Annotated in this window: 12 protein-coding genes and 1 tRNA gene; 7 read left to right on the top strand and 6 right to left on the bottom strand. The window is 70.3% G+C overall.

The features are described from left to right. Positions 1-244 precede the first annotated feature (244 nt). Positions 245-2014, bottom strand: a complete 1770-nt coding sequence (locus tag ABZ877_RS25170; protein WP_361074930.1) for a beta-galactosidase family protein — start codon at positions 2012-2014, stop codon at positions 245-247. Positions 2015-2152: 138 nt separating this feature from the next. On the opposite strand from ABZ877_RS25170, the gene ABZ877_RS25165 reads away from it, so the two are divergent. The 5 genes from ABZ877_RS25165 to ABZ877_RS25145 all read left to right on the top strand — a co-directional run bounded on the left by ABZ877_RS25165 (position 2153) and on the right by ABZ877_RS25145 (position 9638). Continuing rightward, positions 2153-3040 (top strand): AraC family transcriptional regulator, encoded by an 888-nt coding sequence (locus ABZ877_RS25165; RefSeq protein WP_361074928.1) that lies wholly within the window; start codon positions 2153-2155, stop codon positions 3038-3040. Positions 3041-3046: 6 nt separating this feature from the next. Further along, the gene (locus ABZ877_RS25160; RefSeq protein WP_361074926.1) at positions 3047-3379 is read left to right on the top strand and encodes a chorismate mutase; all 333 of its coding nucleotides are present in this window, start codon (positions 3047-3049) and stop codon (positions 3377-3379) included. 57 nt (positions 3380-3436) lie between these two features. Further along, positions 3437-6511, top strand: a complete 3075-nt coding sequence (gene pepN, locus ABZ877_RS25155) for an aminopeptidase N (protein ID WP_361074924.1) — start codon at positions 3437-3439, stop codon at positions 6509-6511. 172 nt (positions 6512-6683) lie between these two features. Next, a complete protein-coding gene (locus tag ABZ877_RS25150; protein WP_361074921.1) occupies positions 6684-8081 on the top strand; it encodes an aminotransferase class V-fold PLP-dependent enzyme in 1398 nt (465 codons plus the stop codon). Positions 8082-8201: 120 nt separating this feature from the next. Continuing rightward, positions 8202-9638 carry a SidA/IucD/PvdA family monooxygenase gene (locus tag ABZ877_RS25145; protein ID WP_361074920.1) on the top strand — a complete coding sequence of 479 codons (1437 nt, stop codon included), beginning with the start codon at positions 8202-8204 and terminating at the stop codon, positions 9636-9638. Positions 9639-9658: 20 nt separating this feature from the next. On the opposite strand, the gene ABZ877_RS25140 is transcribed toward ABZ877_RS25145, so the two are convergent. Beyond that, positions 9659-11479: a 5'-nucleotidase C-terminal domain-containing protein gene (locus tag ABZ877_RS25140; RefSeq protein ID WP_361074918.1), complete on the bottom strand. Its 1821-nt coding sequence runs from the start codon at positions 11477-11479 to the stop codon at positions 9659-9661. A 302-nt stretch (positions 11480-11781) separates the two neighbouring features. On the opposite strand from ABZ877_RS25140, the gene pyk reads away from it, so the two are divergent. Beyond that, the gene (gene pyk, locus ABZ877_RS25135) at positions 11782-13218 is read left to right on the top strand and encodes a pyruvate kinase (RefSeq protein WP_361074916.1); all 1437 of its coding nucleotides are present in this window, start codon (positions 11782-11784) and stop codon (positions 13216-13218) included. A gap of 8 nt (positions 13219-13226) precedes the next feature. On the opposite strand, the gene ABZ877_RS25130 is transcribed toward pyk, so the two are convergent. Both ABZ877_RS25130 and ABZ877_RS25125 read right to left on the bottom strand, forming a co-directional pair. After that, positions 13227-14003: a helix-turn-helix domain-containing protein gene (locus tag ABZ877_RS25130; protein WP_361074914.1), complete on the bottom strand. Its 777-nt coding sequence runs from the start codon at positions 14001-14003 to the stop codon at positions 13227-13229. 106 nt (positions 14004-14109) lie between these two features. Next, positions 14110-14184 (bottom strand) — tRNA-Leu (locus ABZ877_RS25125). Between the two features lie 106 nt (positions 14185-14290). On the opposite strand from ABZ877_RS25125, the gene ABZ877_RS25120 reads away from it, so the two are divergent. After that, positions 14291-14938, top strand: a complete 648-nt coding sequence (locus ABZ877_RS25120; RefSeq protein ID WP_361074912.1) for a response regulator — start codon at positions 14291-14293, stop codon at positions 14936-14938. An 82-nt stretch (positions 14939-15020) separates the two neighbouring features. Here ABZ877_RS25120 and ABZ877_RS25115 read toward each other — a convergent pair whose 3' ends face one another. Both ABZ877_RS25115 and ABZ877_RS25110 read right to left on the bottom strand, forming a co-directional pair. Beyond that, positions 15021-15737 (bottom strand): ABC transporter ATP-binding protein, encoded by a 717-nt coding sequence (locus ABZ877_RS25115; protein ID WP_361074910.1) that lies wholly within the window; start codon positions 15735-15737, stop codon positions 15021-15023. Beyond that, complete coding sequence (locus ABZ877_RS25110) at positions 15734-16612, bottom strand: ABC transporter ATP-binding protein (protein WP_361075098.1); 879 nt, start codon at positions 16610-16612, stop codon at positions 15734-15736. Before ABZ877_RS25110 ends, ABZ877_RS25115 begins: the two co-directional genes overlap by 4 nt. Positions 16613-16615 lie beyond the last annotated feature (3 nt).

The raw sequence follows: 16615 nt of genomic DNA, 5'->3' as shown, positions 1-16615 counted from the left end.
CGAGGAACTGCGCGACCAGCCACGACGTACCGATACTTGCCGACGATCGCCCGCCCAATCAGGGGCGCGGGGAACGGCGCGCCTAGCCACGACACACCGATACTCGCCGACGATCGCCCGCCCACTCAGGGGCGCGGGGAACTGCGCGACCAGCCACGATGCACCGGCACTCGCCGATGCTCACCCGCCCGGCAGATGGGGCGGCCCACAAGGGCGCGGGGCCCCCAACCAACCCGCCCCCCAATCAAGCCACCGCCCGCAACAACACCCCACCCCCACCCACCCCCTCCAACTCCAGCACCCACACCTCATTACGACCCACCCGCACCAAAGGACCCGGCACAAACAACCCCCGCTGCGGCCCGACCCCCCAATACCGCCCCACGCAGAACCCGTTCACCCACACAAACCCCCGCACCCACCCCCCACCCAGCTCAAGCACCGCATCCCCAGCCACCTCACCCCCACCCACCTTGAAAGCCCCCCGGTACAGACCCCGCCCCGCACCCCCACCCCCCGGCACCCCACCACCCAGCGACGCAACCCCCTCAGCCACGATCCGGTCAAGGCGGAGCCCCCGCGCCCGCACCCCGTGCACATACTGGCGTTCGTGCAGCAGCCCGCTCGTGATCCCCTTCGGCTCACCCGTACGCGGGCCGTAGTTGACGCGCCCCAGGGACTCCACCCACAGCACCACGCGCGCGTGCCCGGCAACCGGCTCCCCCAGCACCGGTTCCCGCTCGGTCAGCACCCCGGCCCGCTCCCCGTCGACGTACACGACGGCGATGTCCCGCAGCCCGTCGGCCCGGAGGGGGTAGGGCCGGCGCGGACCCGGCAGGGTCACCTCGTACCGGACGAGCCCCCGGTCCACGTCCAGCTCCTCGAACGACGGCGGCACCGCATACTCGGACTCGGGCCCGCCGAGCACCGCCATGACCTCCTCCAGCGGCGTGAACACCCCCAACTCCACCGCGACGGGGCCGGCCAGAACGGCCGGCGGCGCCGGAACATCCGGCAGCGGCCCCTCCGCGTACGCGCCGAGCACCTCCCGGAACAGCCAGAACTTCTCCGTCGGGCGGCCGAACTCGTCGACGGGCGCGTCGTAGTCGTAGGAGGTGACATCCGGTCGCAGCGCCCCGTCGTGCAGCTCACCGGCCCGGTTCGCCCCGGCCCAGCCGCCGAAACTGGTCCCGCCGTGCGCCATGTACAGATTGACGGACGCCCCGCACTCCAGGATCTCGCGCAGCACCCGCGCCGCGTCCGCCGCATCCCGTACGGCATGCTCCGCACCCCAGTGGTCGAACCAGCCGCACCAGAACTCCATGCACATCAACGGCCCCGCCGGACGGTGCCGACGCAGCGTCCCGAAGGCTTCGCGCGCGTGGGAGCCGAAGTTCGCCGTCGCGAGGACGCCCGGGATCGTGCCGCCCGTCAGCATGTGGTCCTCGGGCCCGTCCGAGGTGAACAGCGGCACTGTCACACCGAGACCGGCCAACAGATCGGCGAGGCCGCGCAGATAGCGGGCGTCCGAGCCGTAGCTCCCGTACTCGTTCTCCACCTGAACCATGATCACCGGACCGCCCCGGTCGATCTGCCGCTCCACGACCTGCGGCAACAGCACCCGGAACCACCGCTCGACCGCCGCCAGGAACTCCGGGTCCCGGGTGCGGATCCGCGCGCCCAGGGGACCGGTCACCCAGTGCGGAAGGCCACCGTTCTCCCACTCGGCGCAGATGTAGGGGCCCGGCCGCACGATCGCCCACAGGCCCGCCTCGCGCGCCGCGTCCAGGAACCGCCCCACCGCCGCCACGTCCCGCACCTCACCCGCGCGCGGCTCGTGCAGGTTCCACGGCACGTACGTCTCGACACAGTTCAGGCCCATCGCCCGCAGCATCCGCAGCCGGTGCCCCCACTGCCCCTCGTGGACCCGGAAGTAGTGCAGGGCGCCCGAGAGCAGCCGTACCGGGCGGCCGTCCACCTCGAAATCGTCCTCGCCCACCCTGAACTCGGCCATGACCTGCTCCTTCGTACCTGCCGGCGCCTCGCCCGCCACTGTCACCCCTGGCGGGCGGGGCGGTCCATGGACAAAGATCGGCTGGTGTTGGACGGGAGCCACACGAACAGCCGAGGCCGGCACCACGGGAGGGCACACATGTCCACGTACCACACCTGGATGCGGTACTTCACGCCCAGCCCCGTCCACCACCGCCTCGGCCTGGTCTGCCTAGGCGTAGGGCTCCAGCACGGACTGCTGCCCCCTGTCGGCCCCCGCACCCTCGACCACCACGTCGCCGTCGTCGTCACCGCGGGCAGCGGCTGGACCGCACTGCCCGACGGCGGCCGCGCCCCCGTCACCGCCCCCGCCCTGCTCTGGCTCACCCCCGGCCGCCCCCACCACTACGGCGCCGACCCGCACACCGGCTGGGACGAATGCTTCGTCGACTTCACAGGACCCGCCACCACCACCTACACCGAACTCGGCTACATCGACGCCGACCGGCCCCTCGTACCGCTCTCCGAGGCCGCCCCGGCCCGCGCCGTCGTCGGCCGCATCGCCCGCGCCGCCCGCCGCGGCAACCCCCTCCTGGAGGTCGAGACGGGCGCCGCCGTCCACGAACTCCTCGTCACCCTGCGCCGCGCCCGCGCCGACATCGCCCCCGACGGCGACCCCGTCCTCCAGGCCCTCGCCCGCGACGCCTTCCGGCCGATGTCCGTCGCCGAACACGCCGCACGGCACGGCATGACCCCCGCCGAACTGCGCACCGCCGTCCGCCGCGGCGCCGGCTGCAGCCCCAAGGACTACCTCCTCGGCATCCGCCTCGGCCGCGCCAAGGAACTCCTCGCCGCCACCGAACTGCCCGTCGCCGCCGTCGCCCGCCGCGTCGGCTACGACGACCCCGCCTACTTCTCCCGCCTGTTCACCCGCCGCGTCGGCACCGCGCCCGTCCGCTTCCGCGAGCAGCAGGGCCGCGCCGTGCCCGGCGGCTGGTCGGATCGCATCCCCGACCCTGACGACCCGCCCATGCTCCACGTAGGCTGACCTGTCATGACTTCCAGCACGTCCGCATCCCAGCCGCCCGTCGACCCCGCCGTCCGCGCCGAGCTCGACCGCCTCCGCGACAGCATCGACAACATCGACGCCGCCGTCGTCCACATGCTCGCCGAACGCTTCAAATGCACCCAGCAGGTCGGCCACCTCAAGGCCCAGCACGCGCTGCCCCCGGCCGACCCCGCACGCGAGGCCCGCCAGATCGAACGGCTGCGCCAGCTCGCCGAGAACGCCAAACTCGACCCCGCCTTCGCCGAGAAGTTCCTCAACTTCATCATCTCCGAGGTGATCCGCCACCACGAGCAGATCGCCGAGGACAGCAAGCGCTGAGCGGGCCCCGCGGAATCTCCCTGTCCCGATGTCCGAGGCGTACGGCAGCATGACCCCATGCCCGTACTGACACGCGACGAAGCGCAGACCAGAGCCCGACAGATCGACGTCCAGCGGTACACCGTCGACCTCGATCTCACCCGCGGCGGCGACACCTTCGACTCCCGCACCGAGATCCACTTCACCGCCCACACCCCGGGCGACACCTTCGTCGAGCTCAAGCCCGCCGATCTGCGCTCCGTCACCCTCGACGGACAGCCCCTCGACCCGGCCGCCCTCGACGGCAACCGGCTGCCGCTCACCGGCCTCACCGAAGGCGCCCACGAACTCCGCGTCGACGCCGCCATGCGCTACTCGCACACCGGCGAGGGCATGCACCGCTTCACCGACCCCACCGACGGCGAGACGTACGTCTACACCCAGCTCTTCATGGAGGACGTCCAGCGCGTCTTCGCCGCCTTCGACCAGCCCGACCTCAAGGCCGTCTTCGACCTCACCGTCACCGCGCCCGACGGCTGGAGCGTCCTCGCCAACTCCGTCACCGAGCACCTGGGGGAGGGCACGTGGCGCGCCGCCACCACCCCCCTCCTCTCCACCTACCTCGTCGCCGTCGCGGCAGGCCCCTGGCACTCCGTCCGCACCGAACACCGCGGCCTGCCCTTCGGCCTCCACTGCCGCCGCTCCCTCGCGCCGTACCTCGACGCCGACGCCGAGGAGATCCTCGACATCACGCGCGCGTGCTTCGACCGCTACCACGAGAAGTTCGCCGAGCCCTACCCCTTCGACTCCTACGACCAGGCGTTCGTCCCCGAGTTCAACGCCGGCGCGATGGAGAACCCCGGGCTCGTCACCTTCCGCGACGAGTTCGTCTACCGCTCCGCCGTCACCGACACCGAGCGGCAGACCCGTGCCATGGTCGTCGCCCACGAGATGGCCCACATGTGGTTCGGCGACCTCGTCACCCTGAAGTGGTGGGACGACATCTGGCTCAACGAGTCCTTCGCCGAGTACATGGGCTACCACACCCTCACCGAGGCGACCCGCTACACCGACACCTGGGTCGACTTCGGCGTCGCCCGCAAAGCCTGGGGCTACGACGCCGACCAGCGCCCCTCCACCCACCCCGTTGCCCCCGAAGCCGTCCCCGACACGGCCTCCGCCCTCCTCAACTTCGACGGCATCTCCTACGCCAAGGGCGCCAGCGCCCTGCGCCAACTCGTCACCTGGCTCGGCGAGAAGGACTTCCTGGCCGGCATCAACACCCACTTCGCCCGCCACAAATTCGCCAACGCCACCCTCGCGGACTTCATCGACTCCCTGTCCGCCAACACCGACCGCGACGTCCACGCCTGGGCGGACGCCTGGCTCCGCACCACCGGCGTGGACACGCTGACAGCCCACATCCCCGGCGCCGACCACGACCCCGCCGAAACCAGCACGCCCGGCGCCGCCTTCAACTCCGCCAACCGGACCACCGAGTCCGTGAGGCCTGGTGGGGCTGCCGTGTCCGGTGGGGGCTTCGGCTCCGGGGGAGCCGCCGAGTCCGGTGGGGGCGCCGTTCCGGCTGAGTCTGCGAGGCCCGGTGGGGCTGCCGTGTCCGGTGCGGGCGCCGTTCCGGCTGAGTCCGTGAGGCCCGGTGGGGTTGCCGTGTCCGGTGGGGGCGCCGTTCCGGGTGAGTCTGCGAGGCATGGTGGGGCTGCCGTGTCTGGTGGGGGCTTCGGCGCAGAGGGGACCGCCGACTCCGGTGCGGGCGCCGCTCCCGCTGAGTCCGCGACGCCCGGGGGAGCCGCCGAGTCCGGTGCGGGCGCCGTTCCGGTTGAGTCCGTGAGGCCTGGTGGGGCTGCCGTGTCCGGTGGGGGCTTCGGTTCCGAGGGGACCGCCGAGTCCGGTGCGGGCGCCGCTCTCGCCCAGTCCGCCACGCCCGCCGCACCCGCCCACGGCGCCCGAGCCGGTGAGGCCACCGCGTCCGGTGACCCGGAGGCCGCCGATGCCGGTACCTGGGCCCTTGCCCTCGACCGCACCGGTACCCGGCCCCACCGCATCGCCGTCGGCCTCTACGACCGCGACCCCGGCGACGGCCGCCGGTTCGTCCTGCGGGAGCGCGTGGACGTCGACGTGCCGGGGAAGACCCTCACCCTCCCCGGGGCCCGGCCCGCCCTGATCGTGCCCAACGACCAGGACCTCACCTACGCCAAGATCCGCCTCGACCCGGCCTCCCAGGAAGCCGCCCTGCGCGACCTCTCCGGCGTCCCCGACGCGCTCACCCGCGCCGTCCTCTGGAACACCCTGCGGGACATGGTCCGCGACGGAGACCTCGAACCCCGCGCCTACCTGGAGACCGCCGCCGCACACCTCCCCGAGGAGACCGACCTCGCCCTCGTCCAGGGCGTCCTCGCCTTCGCCCGCACCGAGATCGCCGACCGCTACAGCACCCCCGCCGAGCGCCCCGACGCCCTCACCCTCCTCACCACCCTCGGCGAGAACCTGCTGCACCGCACCGAGAACGGCACCGACCCCGGCCTGCGCCTCACCGCCGTACGCCACCTCATCGACGCCGCCCAGCACGCCGACACCATCCGCGGCTGGCTCGACGGCAACGCCGTCCCCGGCGGACCCGACCTCGACCCCGAACTGCGCTGGCGCATCCTCGGCCGCCTCAGCGTCCTCGGCGCCATCGACGACGCCGTCATCGACGCCGAACTCGCCCACGACCCCAGCGCCACCGGCCAGGAAGGCGCCGCCCGCTGCCGCGCCGCCCTGCCCGACCCCCAGGCCAAGGAAGCCGCCTGGACAGCCCTGTTCACCACCGACCCCGACCAGGAGCTCTCCAACTACCTGTTCACCGCCACCGCCCAGGGCTTCTGGCAACCCGAACAGGCCGACCTCCTGCGCCGCTACGTCCCCCGCTACTTCGACGACGCCACCGCCCTCGCCGCCCGCCGCGGCCCCGCCATCGCCGAAGCCGCCGGACGCCACGCCTTCCCCGCGCACGCCGTCGACGAGGACACCCTCCGCCTCGGCGAACAGTGCCTCACCACGGGCGCCCCCACCCCGGCCCTGCGCCGCAAACTCGTCGACCAGCTCGACGACCTCACCCGCGCCCTGAAGGTCCGGGCACCCCGCCACCCATAACAGACCCCGACGCCCTATACACCACCAACACCCTTTCCCCGTACACGAGTACCCCTTTCGGGTTGCCCTCCTTCCATTCGGTAAAGGCACCCTTACCTGAGGTCCAAGACTGGTGCGGCGCGGCTCACCCGAGCCGCGCCCACCCCACCCGTCACCGGACCGAAGGACACGCATGAGCAGCACCCCGCCCCTCGCCGGAGGAACCCAGGGACCCGCCGCGCTGCGGCCGCTGCTCGACACCGTCCTCGACGCGCTCCACGAGGGCGCCGTCCGCCGCGACGGCCCCCTCCCCGCGGGCGGCCCGGACACCGTCGCCGCCCTCCTGCGGGAACACGCGGGACCCCTGCTCCCCGAACACGGCACCGGCGCCCACGACGCCCTGCGCACCCTCGTCACCGCCCTCACCGAAGGCGCCGCCGACCCCGCCGACCCCCTCTGCGCCGCCCACCTGCACTGCCCGCCGCTCGCCGTCGCCACCGCCGCCGACCTCGCCGCGAGCGCCCTCAACCCCTCCATGGACTCCTGGGACCAGGCCCCCGCCGCCTCCGCCCTCGAAGACCTCGTCACCGCGACCCTCGCCCGCGAGGTCTACGGCACGAACAACCCCCGCCAGGACGCCGACGCCCTCGTCACCACCGGCGGCACCGAGGCCAACCAGCTCGCCGTCCTCCTCGCCCGCGAGACCAACCCCCACCCCGAACCCGTCCAGCTCCTCGTCGGCGCCAACGCCCACCACAGCCTGCCCCGCGCCACCTGGCTCCACGGCCTCCCCGCCCCCGTCACCGTGCCCGCCCCGGGCGGCACCCTCGACCCCGCCGCCCTCGACGACGCCCTCACCCACCTCCCCGGCCCCACACTCGTCGCCGCCACCGCCGGCACCACCGACGCCGGGCTCATCGACCCCCTCCCCGAGATCGCCGACATCTGCGAACGCCACGGCGCCCGCCTCCACATCGACGCCGCCTACGGCGCGGGCCTCCTCTTCAGCGCCCGCCACCGCGACCTCCTCACCGGCCTCGACCGCGCCCACACCACCACCCTCGACCTGCACAAACTCGGCTGGCAGCCGGTCGCCGCCGGACTCCTCGCCGTACGCGACCCCGCCGACGTCGCCGCCCTCACCTACCAGGCCGACTACCTCAACGCCGACGACGACACCGAAGCCGGACTCCCCGACCTCCTCGGCCGCTCCCTGCGCACCACACGCCGCCCCGACATCCTCAAGATCGCCGTCACCCTCAAAGCCCTCGGCCGCACCGGACTCGGCGCCCTCACCGACCAGGTCATCGCCCACGCCCACCACCTGGCCGCACTCATCGACGCACACCCCGGCCTCGACCTCTACGACACCCCCACCCTCTCCACCGTCCTCTTCCGCCCCCACGGCGCCGACGCCGGCACCATCGCCACCATCCGCCGCGCCCTGCTCACCGAGGGCCGAGCCGTCCTCGGCCGCGCCCGCACGCCCGACGGCACCCTCTGGCTCAAAGCGACATTGCTCAACCCCCACACGGACCCCACCGACCTGTCAGCCCTCCTGAAACTGGTGGAGGGCCACATGCCCCACTGAGACCGAGCCCCGGGCCGCCCTCGGAAACCGACGGAAGGGCCGCACGCCCCCGCCCCCACCGCGCCCCATCGCACCGCCCTCCCGACCCCGCCCGCCCCGAACCCGGTGGAAGGACCCCCGATGAACGCCGCCCCAGCCGAACGCCGACCCGCCGACACCCCCCGCGACCTCGTCGGCATCGGTATCGGGCCCTTCAATCTCTCCCTCGCCGCGCTCGCGCACCCCCTCACCGAGCTCGACGCCGTCTTCTACGACCAGCGCCCCGCCTTCCACTGGCACCCCGGGCTGCTCATCGACGGCGCCACCCTCCAGGTCCCCTTCCTCGCCGACCTCGTCACCCTCGCCGACCCCACCAGCCCCTGGACCTTCCTCAACTACCTGCGCACCCGCGACCGCCTCTTCCCCTTCTACTTCGCCGAGCAGTTCCACATCCACCGCGCCGAGTACGACGCCTACTGCCGCTGGGTCAGCGCGAACCTCCCCGGCCTGCACTTCTCCCACCAGGTCGACGCCGTCCGCTGGAACCCCGACCGCGCCGCCTTCGAGGTCGACCACACCCAGCTCGACGCCGACGGGGAGGCCGAAGCCCTCGGACGCACCTACACCCGCAACATCGCCCTCGGCATCGGCACCGCACCCCACATCCCCGAACCCCTCAAACCCCTCGCCCTCGAACCCACCGTGCCCGTCCTGCACAGCGCCGACTACCTCACCCACCGCGAGTCCCTGCTCACCGCCGACCACATCACCGTCATCGGCTCAGGACAGTCCGGCGCCGAGATCTTCCTCGACCTCCTCCGCGCCCGCCCCGTGGGCAAGGAGCGGATCCACTGGCTCGCCCGCACCGAAGCCTTCGCACCCATGGAGTACTCCAAGCTCGGCCTCGAACACTTCACCCCCGACTACACCCGCTACTTCCACCACCTCCCCGAAGCCGAACGCGACCACCTCGTCCCCGCCCAATGGCAGCTCCACAAGGGCATCGACGCCGACACCATCGCCGCCATCCACGAGGAGCTCTACCGCCGCACCCTCCACGGCGGCTGGCCCGACGCCACCCTCACCCCCGGCGTCAGCGTCCGCACCGCGGGCCGCGTCGGCGCCGCCAAGGTCGAACTCCACCTCGAACACCGCCGCCAGGGCACCCGCTCCCGCCTCACCACCGACGCCGTCGTCCTCGCCACCGGCTACCGCGAACGCCCCCTCGACCAACTCCTCGCCGGCCTCGACCCCCACCTCCGCCGCGACGCCTCCGCCCGCCCCCGCGTCGACGAACACTTCCGCCTCGTCCTCGACGACACCGTCCAAGGCTCCGTCTACGTACAGAACGCCGAACGCCACACCCACGGCGTCGGCGCCCCCGACCTCGGCCTCGCCGCCTGGCGCAGCGCCACCATCCTCAACACCCTGACGAAGAGGGAGCCCTACCCGCAGCCCCGGCGCACCGCCTTCACCACCTTCGGCCTCCAACCCCACCAGCCACACGAAAGCCGCGCCCCCCGGCCCGGCGGACACCAGGCAGAAGAGCGCGGCCCCCTCATCGAACTACAGGGCTAGTCAGGGCCAACCCACCGGAACTAGAACACCGGCGTCCCGTCCCGCGTCAGCCTCCAGTCCACCGACGCGAAGTCCGCCGGGTCCAGGACACCCTTCGCCGTCACCCACTCCGCGATCCGCGTCCGGATCTCCGTCGACTCCGACCACAACTCCTGCGCCGACGCCACATGCGGGAACGCGCCACCACCGTTCGCCCGGTAGTTGTTCACCGCGAACACGAACCGCGCCGCATCGTCCAGATCCTTGCCCCCGAACCTCAGGTTCTTGATCCGCGAACCCGCCGGCTGCGCTATGTCGATGTCGTACGTCACGCCCGACACATAGTCGTAGTTGTAGTCCGGCCGGTTCCCCGCGTTCGTCAGCTTCTCCACGTCCACCGGCGCACCCGCCGCGGTCTGGACGAAGTACTGCGCCGAGAACTCCAGGTACGCCCGCACCTGCGCCCCCGTCAGCAACTTCGCCACCAGCGTGTTGTCGTACACGTACAGGCTCGACAGATCCCGGATCGTCACGTCACCGGCCGGGATCTCCGACGTACGGGAGAACGGCGACGCCTGCGAGAGCACCGGCAGCGACGCGTACTGCGTCGACTTCAGCGCCTCCGTCACCACATCCGCCTGCACCTTGTTGATCAGATCGATGATCGGCGCGTCCTTGTACCGGGCGTCCACCGTCGTCAGCGTCGTCGTGGCCCGCCCGACCACCTGGTTCACATACTTCACGACCAGCGCGTGCTCGTCCGCGAGCAGCTTCGTGATCTTCGGATCGTCCGCCACGGAAGCACTGTTCAGCAGCTTCGACCTCACCGACTCGACCGACCAGCGGCCCTTCTCCCACACCAGCTCGAAGTCGAACAGCGCGAGCCGCTCCGCGTAGCACAACGGCTCCGCGAGCACGACCGGCCTGCCCGTCCTCTCGTTCTTCACCACCTGCTGCTCGATCTCGACGTGCGCGTGCCCGACCAGCACCGCGTCGATCCCCGGCACCTTCGCCGCCATGGTCGCCGCCGCGTTCTCCACGTACGGCAACTGGTCACCCCACGACGACGTGCCCGACGCACCCGAGTGCACCGACACGACCACCACGTCCGCGCCCATCGACCGCAGCTTCGGCACCCACAGCGCGGCCTGCTCCTCGATCCCCGGGAACTTCAACTTGCCCTGCACGTACGCCTTGTCCCAGATCGCGATGCCGGGGTTGGTAAGCCCCAGGATCGCCACCTTTACGTTCCGCCCGTGCGGCGTCCGCAGCTCCTTGATCACATACGGGCGGAACGCCGGCCTCTCCGTCCTCGCGTCCACCGCGTTCGCCCCGAGCAGCGGGAACCGCAACTGCGACTCGAACTTCCGCAACGTGTCGATGCCGTAGTTGAACTCGTGGTTGCCGAGCGCCGCCGCGTCGTACCCGATCTCGTTCATCGCCTGCGCCATCGGATGCACCGGACCGTTCTTCGCGGTGATCGGCTCCACGCGCGCGAAGTAGTACGTCAGCGGCGTGCCCTGGATCGTGTCACCCGCGTCGATCAGAAGCGTGTTGCCGCGCCCCTTCTCCTGACGCACCTGCTTGACGAGCGTCGATATCCGCGCCAGGCCCTGCGCGTTGCCCGCCGCGTCCTTGTACTCCGCGTCCTTGTAGTAGTCCCAGTTGAAGACATGCCCGTGCAGGTCCGTCGTGCCCATGACGGTGAAGGAGTACCGCTTCCCCTTCGGCTTCCGCGGATGGGGCTCGTGGTGCTTGTCCGCGGACGCCTCCGCCGCGGGCGCGGCCACGGCACCGGTCAGGGCCACCCCCACACCCGTCGCGGCGGACTGTCCCAGAAACCTTCTGCGGTTCAACGGCATCTCTGTACTCCTTGAAGGGCACCCCGGGGCACCCCGGGCCAACGCGCTGGTACGCGCCGGTAACGCGCGTAGATTCTGGCTCAGAACACACCCCCGGCAACACCCCCCGCAGGTTTCGATCCGATGACCGCACGCCGACCGGGCGCCGACCGATCGTGAACGCTCATTTCTGTGCTCATCAGAGCGGCCGCGCGCGCATATTCAAAACTTGGCGATGTTTGTCAATAGCCCTTTACGCAAAGGTTGTTGAGTAGTCGCCCCTGGCCAATTCTCTACCCGCCGGTAAGCCCTAGGCTCGACCCATGCGCCGAGCGAAAATCGTCTGCACCCTGGGCCCCGCCACCGACTCGTACGAGCAGATCAAGGCACTCGTCGAAGCCGGAATGGACGTAGCCCGCTTCAACCTCAGCCACGGCAGCTACGCTGAGCACGAGGAGCGCTACCAGCGCGTGCGAAAGGCCGCCGAGGAGACCGGCCGCAGCGTCGGCGTCCTCGCCGACCTTCAAGGCCCGAAGATCCGCCTCGGCCGCTTCCGCGAAGGCCCCGTACTTCTTGAACGCGGCGACGAGTTCACCATCACCGTCGAGCACGGCATCGAAGGCGACCGACAGCGCTGTGGCACCACCTACAGCGGCCTCGCCGGAGACGTCACCCCCGGCGAACGCATCCTCGTCGACGACGGCAAGGTCAGCCTCCAGGTCACCGGCGTCGACGGACCCCACGTCCACACCCAGGTCGTCGAAGGCGGCATGGTCTCCGACCACAAGGGCCTCAATCTCCCCGGCGTCGCCGTCTCCGTCCCTGCACTCAGCGAGAAGGACCGCGACGACCTCCGCTGGGCCCTGCGCACCGGCGCCGACATCATCGCCCTCTCCTTCGTGCGCAGCGGCCGCGACATCGAGGACGTCCACCGCATCATGGACGAGGAAGGCCGCCGCCTCCCCGTCATCGCCAAGGTCGAGAAGCCCCAGGCCGTCGACGCCATCGAGGACATCGTCGCCGCGTTCGACGGCATCATGGTCGCCCGCGGCGACCTCGGCGTCGAAATGCCCCTCGAACAGGTCCCGATCGTCCAGAAGCGCGCCATCAAACTCGCCAAGCGCAACGCCAAGCCGGTCATCGTCGCGACCCAGATGCTCGACTCCATGATCGACAACTCGCGTCCTACGCGTGCGGAAGCGAGCGACGTCGCCAACGCGGTCATCGACGGTACGGACGCGGTCATGCTCTCCGGCGAGACCAGCGTGGGCAAGTACGCGATCGAGACGGTCAAGACGATGAGCCGGATCGTGGAGGCGGCGGAAGAAGACATCCTCGCCAAGGGCTTGCCGCCGCTGACCGAGCGGAACAAGCCCCGCACCCAGGGCGGCGCGGTCGCCCGCGCGGCCGCCGACATGGGCGACTTCCTCGGCGCGAAATTCCTGGTCGCCTTCACCCAGTCCGGCGACACCGTCCGCCGCCTCTCCCGCTACCGCTCACCGATCCCGCTCCTGGCGTTCACGCCGGACACGGCGACGCGCTCCCAGTTGAACCTGACGTGGGGCGTCGAGACCTTCCTCGGGCCGCACGTCGACTCCACGGACGCGATGGTCGCCCAGGTCGACGAGATGCTCCTGAAGATCGGCCGCTGCGAGCGCGGCGACATCGTGATCATCACGGCGGGCTCCCCGCCCGGGGTGGCCGGCTCGACCAACCTGGTCCGCGTCCATCACATCGGGGAGGACGACGCGCCCAAGTAGGCGCCGGGTCAGTATTTCGGGCCTACGTGCTTGTCCATCAAGGCGACGGAGGCTTTGCGGGCGACCGAGATGTTGAACGGGTTGACGCCGCGGGCCAGCGAACTCCACTCGACGCCGAGCGCGTCGAGTGTGTCCGTGTACAGCTTCCGGATGTCGTCGGACTTGTTGGTGAAGAAGTACCGCGGGTATTCGTAGCGCTTCCGTACGCCGCCGACGGTCTTCTCCGTCCAGTTCGTGATCCGACACCCGTCGGAGTGGATCAGGCCCCGGACGAACTCCCAGGGATGGGCGTTGACGAGCTCCTGTTGCCAGGGTGCAAGGGCGATCTCGCGGTCATGCTTCTTGCCAGGGCCATGTTGCGGGAACAGGCACGGCCAGTGGTTGCTGTAACAGGTCACGTTCTGGCAGCCCTGGCGTTGCACGCGGAACACTTTGTTGGCGGGCCGTACGGTCTGCATCGCTTCGGCGCAGGCGTCGATCAGGCCGGGCCAATCGTTGGCGCAGGTGATGCGAAGGAAGTAGGTGCCTCGTCGGAGGTGGCTGATGCAGCCATCGCCGAGGTACAGCCCGAGCAGGTACGTGTAAGCGGCGGGGTCGGAGGGCGGCTCAGGCACTTTCTGGCAGCGTGGGCACGAGGCGGCGCGGCTCCAACCGAGCGGTTCGATCCGGGTCTGCCAGGACCGGATCGCCGCACGGGAGATGCCGGTCTCCCGACTTACCGAGTTCAGGCTGCGGCCTTGCGCCACCAGCGCCAGGGCTCGCTTGCGTGTGCCACTGTCGTACATGTGAGCACCGTGGGGCATGAGGCCGCGCGACACGCAGCAAAAAGCGGATGTTCACGAGAACGTGAGCATCCGCTTCCCAGTCGCAACCTTCGATTCGAAGGAAAAGTGCCCCGGGTCGGACTCGAACCGACACTGTATGGGTTTTGAATCCATTGCCTGCTGCCAATTGGGCTACCGGGGCCCACGGAATCCAAGGTTTCCCCTGACCCGCTGCCCGACCACCTTACCGCAGCTAGGTAGGCTCTTGTCAGCAGTACCCCCGCCCTGCATAACCAAGGAGCGCCCCCGTGACCGCCCCCGAGTCGCCCCAGCCCGCTGACGACGACAAGTCGCACGTCCCGCCGCTGACGACCCGTGTCGTCATCGCCGAGGACGAGGCCCTGATCCGCCTCGACCTCAAAGAGATGCTCGAGGAAGAGGGCTACACCGTCGTGGGCGAGGCCGGTGACGGCGAGCAGGCCGTCGAGCTGGCCCGCGAGCACAAGCCCGACCTCGTGATCCTGGACGTGAAGATGCCGAAGATGGACGGCATCAGCGCGGCCGAGAAGATCGCGGGGGAGTCGATCGCCCCGGTGCTGATGCTGACCGCGTTCTCGCAGCGCGACCTCGTGGAGCGCGCCCGGGACGCGGGCGCGATGGCGTACTTGGTGAAGCCGTTCAGCAAGAGTGATGTGGTCCCGGCGATCGAGATGGCCGTGTCCCGGTTCACGGAGTTGAAGACGCTGGAGAAGGAGGTCGCGGACCTCACCCAGCGCCTGGAGACGCGGAAGCTGGTGGACCGGGCGAAGTCGGTGCTGCAGACGCAGTACGGGCTGACGGAGCCGGCGGCGTTCCGGTGGATCCAGAAGACGTCGATGGACCGGCGCCTGTCGATGCAGCAGGTGGCGGAGGCGGTCATCCAGGACGCCGAGGAGAAGAAGGCGTCCAAGGGCTAGAACGCAGCGCTGAGGCCCGCGTCCCGAGAGGAGATCTCGGGGCGCGGGCCTCAGTCACGTACAGGCACAGACACGAACCGGGTCAGTCCTCGCCGAGGTACGCCTTCCGTACCGACTCGTCGTGGAGCAGGTCCTGGCCCGTCCCGGAGAGGACGATGGAGCCGACCTCCATGACGTGCCCCTGGTCGGCCAGCGAAAGTGCCGCCTGGGCGTTCTGTTCGACGAGGAGGATCGTCGTGCCCTGGGATTTCAGCTCGACGATCGTCGCCATGATCTTCTGCATCATGATGGGGGAGAGGCCCATGGAGGGCTCGTCCAGCATGAGGAGTTTGGGCTGGGACATGAGGGCCCGGCCCATGGCGAGCATCTGTTGTTCGCCGCCGGAGAGGGTTCCGGCCGCTTGTTTCCGACGCTCACCCAAAATGGGAAACAGGTCGTAGGCCCGTTGGAGGTCCTTTTCGATGCCTGCCGAGTCCTTGCGGAGGAAGGCGCCGAGTTGGAGGTTCTCCAGGATGGTGAGGCGCGGGAAGATGCGGCGGCCCTCGGGGGAGTGGGCGAGGCCCAGGGCGACGATCTTGTGGGCGGGGACGCCGGTGAGGGGCTGCCCGTTGAAGGTGATCTTGCCGCTCAGGGGCTTGAGGAGCCCTGACAACGTTCGCAGGGTCGTGGTCTTGCCCGCACCGTTGGTGCCGATGAGGGTGACGACCTGGCCCTCCTCGACGGTGAAGGAGATGCCTTTGACGGCTTCGATCTTGCCGTAGGCGACCTTGAGGTCCTCGACCTCCAGCAGGGCGGTCACTTGTTCGTTCCTTCCACAGAGCCGTCCGCTGAGCCGTCCGAGGGGCCGCCTTCCGCGGCGTGCGCCTCCGCTGCCTGGACGTCCTGGAGCGCGGTGTCCTCGGGGGCGCCTTCGAAGGGGGTGCCGAGGTAGGCGGCGACGACGCGTTCGTCGCCCTGGACGACGTCGCTGGTGCCCTCGACGAGTTTCTCGCCCTGGACGAGGACGGCGACGCGGTCGCAGAGGTTGAAGATGAAGCGCATGTCGTGCTCGATGACGAGGACGGCGATGCCCTTGTCGCGGATCGCGAAGACGAGTTCCTCGGTGGCGCGGGTCTCCTGCGGGTTCATGCCGGCGGTGGGCTCGTCGAGGAGGAGCAGGCCGGGTTCGCTCGCCATGGCGCGGGCGATCTCCAGTTTCCGCTGTTCTCCGTAGGGGAGGGAGCGGGCGAGGTGGTCGCGTTTGTGGGCGAGGCCGATGAACTCCAACAGCTCCATCGCGCGTTCCTCGGACGCCGCTTCGGCCTTCTTGAAGCCGGGGCCGCGCAGGAGGGCCGACCAGAGGCCCTCTTTGGTGCGGGTGTGGCGGCCGACGAGGACGTTCTCCAGGACGGTCATGTTGGCGAAGAGCCGGATGTTCTGGAAGGTGCGGGCCATGCCGGCCTGGGTGACCAGGTGGGGTTTGGGCGGGAGGACGGAGCCCTTGTAGGAGACTTTGCCCTCGGTGGGGACGTAGAGCCCGGTGAGGCAGTTGAAGAAGGTGGTTTTGCCGGCGCCGTTGGGGCCGATGAGGCCGACGATCTCGCCTTCGTTGACGGTGAGGTCGACGGAGCGTACGGCGGTGAGGCCGCCGAAGCGCATGGTGACGTCGCTGGCTTCGAGGACGGTCTGGGTCATGGT

It is taken from the genome of Streptomyces sp. NPDC046939 (assembly GCF_040644575.1).
Taxonomy (GTDB): Bacteria; Actinomycetota; Actinomycetes; order Streptomycetales; family Streptomycetaceae; genus Streptomyces.
Note: the sequence above shows the minus strand (reverse complement) of the source record. Positions and strands in the feature narration are given on the sequence as shown.